This window comes from Okeania sp. SIO2F4, assembly GCF_010672385.1.
Classification (GTDB): domain Bacteria; phylum Cyanobacteriota; class Cyanobacteriia; order Cyanobacteriales; family Microcoleaceae; genus Trichodesmium.
Genome location: NZ_JAAHGT010000493.1, coordinates 1 through 7,029, shown reverse-complemented (window position 1 = coordinate 7,029; position 7,029 = coordinate 1). Strand labels below are relative to the sequence as shown.

Below are 7,029 nucleotides of genomic sequence, written 5' to 3'. Positions count from 1 at the left end.
CAGCCTTTTTTGAGTTAGGCCCATCCTTGTCAGAATGCGCCGATAGATACAAAGGTTTCTGTCGGCGTTACAAACTAAATTTTGAGTTATTATTGTTGTTGGTCATTGCGAGCGGAACGAAGTGGAGAGAAGCAATCTCAAAGCTAAAGATTGCTTCATTACGCTGACGCTCCATTCGCAATGACAATTTCTATATCATGGCTGATAAGAGAATATTGAGTAAAGTTCCCAAAACTAAAGTATCCCCTGGTCAAATTCCCTTACCTTTTTTAGTGGAAAAAATTGTCAAAATCGAAATTCCAGCTATTGCCAAAACAGCGATAGATTTTATTAAAGCGAATCGTTTTCCCCATTATTCTGTGGAGTGGTAGGGGTCGGTTCAGCCGAAAACATTGATATTTCCCCATAAATTAAATAAATCCGCCCCTACACTGGGCTCTCATTCCAAAATCAATAATTTGGGCTAAAGCCCAACTACGAGCGTAATTGTTTGTACGAGCAAGCGTTTAGTTGTAGTTTGGCTTTAGCCCCTTCGCCCACCCCAGACAGTAAGGACAGGAGAAATTATTGGTTTTCGTATTAGCGATCGCTCAAAAGACAGCAGCAGCTTTTCATGCTTATCGACTCCTGACTCCTCCTAAATTCCTGAATTCTCTCCTCTTCCCTCCTGACTCCTCCGCTGCAGCACAAAATTCCCGTAATGTTGCTAGATAGCGATCGCTATCTATTTCTGCCAGGTCATTATGTCCAGCATTTGGTATCAACAGCAGTTTTTTCGGTTCGGGTGCAGCAGCAAATAATTGTTGACTCATGGTTGCAGGTATAGCTTTATCATTCATGCCATGAATAAATAACACTGGCATTTGCAATGATTTCACTTTATTAATAAAATCAAATTTTTGAGTTATTAGTAATTTCAGAGGAAATATCTCAATTCGAGACCTGTACCTATATTTAGCCATGTCTTTGATGGAAGTGAAACAACTTTCAGCTATTAATCCTGCTGCTTTTGGTTGTTGTAAGCAGAGATTAACAGCGATCGCTCCTCCGAGAGAATATCCATAAATAAAAATTTCTTCTGGTGAAAAGCTTTTTTCTTGAGTTAAATAATTCCAAGCTATTGCAGCATCTTCATAAACTGTGGCTTCTGTGGGAAACCTCCCTTGACTATTACCGTACCCCCGATAATCAATCATAAATACCGAAAATCCTAACTGATATAATTTCGCTACCCGCTCGAGATTACAACTTTTTTTCTGAGCAGCCATGTTACCACTGGCACCATGTAGGAAGAGAATTACTTCTGCGTTGGGTTGAGTTTGCGGAATCCACCAACCAGATATTTTTTCTGTCTGGTTGCGAGAAGTTGGAACTGATAACCAAACTTCTTCATAAGGAAGGTTAAAAGCAGCAGGAGTAGCTAACACCAATGATTTAGGTTCAAATATCAATCGGTTTTGCAATAATCTTAGTAACATAAAACCAGAGATATAAATAGTTGCTAAACCTATTAATAGGAATGTTAAGGAAGTCTGAAAAATAGTCATTATTAAAAGTTGATTTTTGATCTACAACAAAGTGGTATATATCTAGCTCTATTCGTGAGAATAAGATTAATACCGAATATTTATTATGTGATTACCCGGTTACCACAAAAAAACCTTGGTTTCTGGATTTGAGTCCGTAGGTTTTGTGATTATTTTTGTCACTTTATCATTATAATTTTCCTCTGTTTGCATATAGATAACAATACTCAACTATGACAGTATTTTTAATGTCATATAGCAATTCTCAAATTTGTCAGATAGACAAGTTGTGAATTTTAGGGAACATGGCATCGGGAAGAGAAAAAAATACTTTACCTGATTATAGTGATCAATTTTTGCTACAAATAAATTTTAGGTTTTAGGTGGTAGGTGGCGCGGTAGTAAGTAAATATTCATGTTGCCAGCATCATAAGTTACAGCAGTTTTGGAGTTAATGAGGTACAAAGTTTTAGGACTTTAGGGAATAGAGAATGGGGAATAGAAATTAGTATTAAACTGTACCTTACCATCCTCACAATTGCTGTAAGTTTCTATTAATACTAGCTTGTTATTTGTAACATTATTTTTTTATGAATGATATAAATACTTGCTTTGTCTTAAGATTCTGATTAGATATTACTGTCAATAATTAAATAGACAGTTGAAATAGTTATAGAGTTAATTTTCTCAATTTTTTGATTTAACAGAATTTGAGCTAACAATTTTTATCATCACCTAAGTTAAAGTTGAATATTAAGTACCTCTGCAAAATTAATTTAACCTTTTTAAGGGAGTAGGCAATAGGGAAAAAAATATACTTGTATGTTTTATAAGTCTTGTATGCTTTGTAAGTAAAGCTAAAATAATTTTGCCTACCTACTTAACTTAAGCAATAAATATACAATCAATTTTTCTTGATTACTTATGCAGTAAAAGAAATGTCGTTTTGATTCGCAACTGTATACTTTATGCAATGTCTAATAATTAATATTTTATTGTTTTCTCTAGTTGCTTTACAGCACGAATTAAACGAATAAAATATGGTCTGACAATATCTCTATTTAGTTCTTGCAACCTAGTTATTTGTGTTTGTAATTGTTCGATTTCATTTGGCATTGATGTATTGTTTGTTGATTGTAAATTATCTTCTTGATTTTGCTGTAAATCTGTAGCTAATTTTTTTAATAATTGTAGTTCTTCTTCAATATCTGAAAATTTAATATTTATTGCTTCCCAGTCTTCTTTTGTAATTGTATTGTATTCAAAATTTGATTGATTTTGAGATGATTCAAGAGTTTGTTCAGTAATTGTTTTTGGTAGTGAGTCTAATTGCTGAAAAACTGAGTTCATGTCTATTCTTAATTCTTCTACTTCATTGTTAGTCTGTTTTTGAATTTTTTCCTCAAATATTTTTCGATTAATTGTATTCAAAAATAATCCCAATGTTATTGGAGTTGCAGCCCACAAAATTTGTTCAAAAAACCACGCCAAACCTGAACCCAAAACTGAAGCCCCTAAAGCACTATATTCTGCTATTTCTAACCACTTAAGCTGACTTTGGGGATTATTTATAACTGTTGATGATGTTTCCCTATTTTCCATAAATCTAGATCCCCATTATATGTGTTCAGTTAAATAATAGATACTACAAATTTTTATCTAGATATTTTATCATAATTTCTTATATAAAATTATCCCTTAACAATTATTCATATTCACTCAAAATAGTTGAGTTTAATCAAACAAATAGTAATATAAGTAAAGGGTATTTCCGATGTGATAGGAACAAGCAATACTATCTCAACAACCATAGCCCTATTACATAAACATTCAGAAATAAAATCAACATGGGTTTAAAAATTATTGAAAATTTTGATAGTAGTTTTACTCTAGAGCCAGATGCTAAACAGACTTTGTTCAGCTTATTAACAAGTGAAAATTTTATCCAACAAATCACCACACAATTACCAGGTCAAAAATTAGAATTTACTGAACTCATGTTTCAGCCAGTTCCTTACAGCAAAGAAACACCAAAAGGAATGCCAAAAGAATTTGAGAAGTATCACGAATCCAGTGATTATCTTATTATCAATGTGCCACCTAATTTCATTTTTAAAGCTAAAATATTTAAACCAAGTCGTCTCTGTGCTATCTATAAAATTACGAGGAATTAATCAACTTTTATCAAAATGGAATTAACGATCGCTTCTCCTGAAACATAACAATATAAAAAATGACCAATAAACAAGAAATAAGGTTTCAAACCTCCCGTTTCCAGGGGATAAAAAAGGAAATTTCAGATTTTCTTGCCTCCGGTTTCAGCGCTATGCTTTATAAACATCTTTCTTAACATAAAACCTAGACATTTAGAGAGAAGTTATATAATTGCCCTTAACTGGATATTTCGAGAGAGTCAACCTATTTAATTAGAGGCTAAACTCCCCCCACCTCCTCATCTCACCACCCCCCCATATCTCTATCAGAAAAGGGTTTTAGGAGTTCCCGATCGGAGATAGGAGGTATTAATAACTGATAACTGATAACTGATAACTGAAATGACTAATACTGAAATACAAATACCAGAATTATCCCAATTAGAATATTTGCCTTATATTGATTCCGAAGGGAATTTACCATTATCTTTACAAGGAAAAATTGGTGTTTATGGAATTTTTGACCAGGAAAAAGAACTACTATTTGTCGGTTATTCTCGTGATGTATATCAGAGTCTTAAACAACATTTAGTTCGTCAACCTAATAGTTGCTATTGGCTAAAAGTAGAAACTATTGAGCGCCCAAATCGTAGTATATTGGAAGGTATAAAAGCAGCTTGGATTAATAAAAATGGCTCCTTACCTATAGGCAATGGTGCAGCAGAAGCAAAGTGGAATCAACCTATAGATGCTAAACAAGAAATGACAGAAGCAGAAAGAGTACAATATGAAGATCCATTAATTGATGAAGTTGCCAAAGAAAAACTACTAAAAAATATAGCTAGGCGAGTAGAAGCTAATATTTTAGAGGTATTAAAAAATCGAGGTTTACAAGAAAATATTCGTTTTAATCCTAAGCTTAAAACGAGTGGTTTATTAGATTTGAAATAGTTAACTAATATCATGTCTGGTTGAATCATTATAAATAAGTAAGTAGAGGGTAGGGAGAATAGAAAAATTTGCAGAGGATAAGTGTTTTGATGTAAGCATTTCCTGCGGAATGCTGCGCAAACAGCTATTAGCAGTCAGCTCTCAGCAATAAAAATGAACTATGTGGTTCGATAGATTATTTAAGGTTAACTAATGGACTTTTACCCATACTTTTAATTCTTTGAAATCTCTCAATTACTTTTAAAGTAATAAAGCTGTTAACGCAGTTCCGACCCAGGAGGCTAGCTAATAGCTGACCCCTGAATGCTTACGTTTTTATCGCGAATTATCCGGACATGATATAAGAAAAAATAAATCAAGATAAATAATCATAAAGATAAATTGCTTCAATTCTAGAAGCAAGTCTTTTTCCTCGCAGAAATTTATCGGTTCAATAGCATTATTTTAGATAAGTTCCTATGCAAAATTAATTACACATCCTAATTTTCCTGTTCCCAGTTAACTGTTCCCTCTCTCAGCTAGGAAATTGATTTTGCACGACTACTTATAGCGTTTCTCAAGTTACTGAGGTACATTTGTTTTTTTTATTTTCTATTCCCTGTTTCGTCAATTACTATTCCCTACTCCCTACTCCCTACTCCCTATTTATTATGAAAATAGCTACTTGGAATGTAAATTCAATTCGCACTCGTCAACAACAAGTTATAGAATGGTTAGAATTAAATTCAGTTGACATTCTCTGTTTACAAGAAACTAAGGTTATTGACCAAGATTTTCCGCGATCACCTTTTGAAGAATTAGGCTATCATACTTATATTTCTGGTCAGAAATCTTACAATGGTGTGGCAATTTTTAGCCGTTCCCCAATGGAAGATGTTAGTAGTGGGTTTGCACCTATTTTAGGTGATGATAAAGTGGGAGATTTTGACATACAAAAACGCTTAATTACTGGGGTAATAAATGATGTTCGTATTCTGAATCTTTATGTTCCTAATGGTGCAAGTGTCGGTAGTGAAAAATATATTTATAAACTTCATTGGTTAAAATTATTGCAAGAATATGTTCAATTGGTTCTTGACAAATTGCCAAATTTATGTATTTGTGGCGATTTTAATATTGTCCCAGAAGACCGCGATATTCATGACCCAGAAGGTTGTAAAAATTCTGTGGGATTATCTGATGCGGAACGCGAAGCTCTACAAGAAATTCTCAAGTTAGGGTTAGTGGATGCCTTTCGCCAGTTTACCAGCGAAGGTGGTCATTATAGTTGGTGGGATTATAGAGCAGCAGGTTTTCGCCGTAATCGTGGTTGGCGTATTGACCATCATTATCTTAGTTTGCCCCTGTCTCAAAAAGCAACAAGTTGTATAATTGATAAGTCTCCAAGAGAGTTAACAAAACCTAGCGACCATGCACCAGTTATTGTGGAATTTTGAAAGAAGGAAGAAGGAAAAAGGAAATTCAAAAGTCAAAAGTCAAAAGTCAATCAATTACAATTAAAGAAAGTCAAAAGTTAAAGTTAAAAGTTAAAAGTTAAAAATCAAAAGTCAAGAAAGTCAGAAGTTAAAGCTAGTAGGGTGGGCAAACATAGAGCAATAGAAAGTAAAAGTCAAAAGTTAAAAGTCAAAAGTTAAAAGTAAGAATTAAAGAAAGTCAAAAGTTAAAGCTAGTAGCAGCGCGTCCAGACTAAAATCGTGGGTAAAATCTCTCCCCTCTCCTTGCAGGAGAGGGGTTGGGGGAGAGGTATTCATTAACTCGCTCTTTACCCACATTTTAAAGCTAGACGCCCTAGTAGGGTCGGCAAACATAGAGCAAAGGAAACTAACCGAACATACTGAATACTGAGTCAATACGCTATCTTAATCTTTTGGCTAGAGTTTTTGATAACTGATAACTTAAATGACGGTTTTTATTTGGTAAATTTTTAGATTGAACTATTAATAGATAACCAAAAGTAATTATGTTTTTAGTAACAGGAGCAACCGGAGGATTAGGTCGCCGAATTATCAGAATATTGACAGAAAAGGAAATGTCAGTCCGCGCCTTTGTTAGACTAAACTCGACCTATTCTGAATTAGAAAATCGTGGAGCTGAAATATTTATCGGCGACTTAAAAATAGACAAGGATATTGACAAAGCTTGTCAAGGAATTGAATATATTATTAGTGCCCACGGTGGTGCGGGTGATGTTCAAGCAATTGACTACCGAGCTAATATTGAACTGATAGATTGTGCGGTGAAAGTTGATGTTAAACATTTTGTATTTATCTCTGTCTTGGGAGCAGAAAGAGGATATGAAGATTAGCCTACTTTTAAAGCAAAAAGAGAGGTAGAAAAATATCTCAAAGCTAGTGGATTGAATTATACTATTTTGCAACCTTCTGGTTTTGCTTCTAATA

6 protein-coding genes and 1 pseudogene are annotated in these 7,029 nt (G+C 33.8%); 5 read left to right on the top strand and 2 right to left on the bottom strand.

Translation table 11 applies throughout. The features are described from left to right. Positions 1–197 precede the first annotated feature (197 nt). On the top strand, positions 198–371 hold the full coding sequence (locus F6K22_RS25645) for a hypothetical protein (RefSeq protein WP_293104524.1): 174 nt from the start codon (positions 198–200) through the stop codon (positions 369–371). Between the two features lie 246 nt (positions 372–617). Here the strand turns inward: F6K22_RS25645 and F6K22_RS25640 are convergent, their stop codons facing one another. Next, positions 618–1,547 (bottom strand): alpha/beta hydrolase, encoded by a 930-nt coding sequence (locus F6K22_RS25640; protein ID WP_293104521.1) that lies wholly within the window; start codon positions 1,545–1,547, stop codon positions 618–620. 963 nt (positions 1,548–2,510) lie between these two features. After that, positions 2,511–3,128 (bottom strand): hypothetical protein, encoded by a 618-nt coding sequence (locus tag F6K22_RS25635; protein WP_293104518.1) that lies wholly within the window; start codon positions 3,126–3,128, stop codon positions 2,511–2,513. Between the two features lie 245 nt (positions 3,129–3,373). Here F6K22_RS25635 and F6K22_RS25630 point away from each other — a divergent pair, with 245 nt between their 5' ends. The 4 genes and pseudogenes from F6K22_RS25630 to F6K22_RS25615 form a co-directional block, all read left to right on the top strand. Next, positions 3,374–3,700 carry a hypothetical protein gene (locus F6K22_RS25630; protein ID WP_293104515.1) on the top strand — a complete coding sequence of 109 codons (327 nt, stop codon included), beginning with the start codon at positions 3,374–3,376 and terminating at the stop codon, positions 3,698–3,700. A gap of 381 nt (positions 3,701–4,081) precedes the next feature. Next, positions 4,082–4,630, top strand: a complete 549-nt coding sequence (locus F6K22_RS25625) for a GIY-YIG nuclease family protein (RefSeq protein ID WP_293104512.1) — start codon at positions 4,082–4,084, stop codon at positions 4,628–4,630. Between the two features lie 650 nt (positions 4,631–5,280). Further along, positions 5,281–6,066 (top strand): exodeoxyribonuclease III, encoded by a 786-nt coding sequence (gene xth / locus F6K22_RS25620; protein ID WP_293104509.1) that lies wholly within the window; start codon positions 5,281–5,283, stop codon positions 6,064–6,066. A 524-nt stretch (positions 6,067–6,590) separates the two neighbouring features. Beyond that, a pseudogene (locus F6K22_RS25615) lies at positions 6,591–7,029 on the top strand (SDR family oxidoreductase); the annotation flags it as partial.

Bases quoted from the DNA above. Each gene is read 5' to 3' on its own strand.
- F6K22_RS25645 (WP_293104524.1), top strand. From the start codon at position 198: ATGGCTGATAAGAGAATATTGAGTAAAGTTCCCAAAACTAAAGTATCC.
- F6K22_RS25640 (WP_293104521.1), bottom strand. From the start codon at position 1,547: ATGACTATTTTTCAGACTTCCTTAACATTCCTATTAATAGGTTTAGCA.
- F6K22_RS25635 (WP_293104518.1), bottom strand. From the start codon at position 3,128: ATGGAAAATAGGGAAACATCATCAACAGTTATAAATAATCCCCAAAGT.
- F6K22_RS25630 (WP_293104515.1), top strand. From the start codon at position 3,374: ATGGGTTTAAAAATTATTGAAAATTTTGATAGTAGTTTTACTCTAGAG.
- F6K22_RS25625 (WP_293104512.1), top strand. From the start codon at position 4,082: ATGACTAATACTGAAATACAAATACCAGAATTATCCCAATTAGAATAT.
- xth (WP_293104509.1), top strand. From the start codon at position 5,281: ATGAAAATAGCTACTTGGAATGTAAATTCAATTCGCACTCGTCAACAA.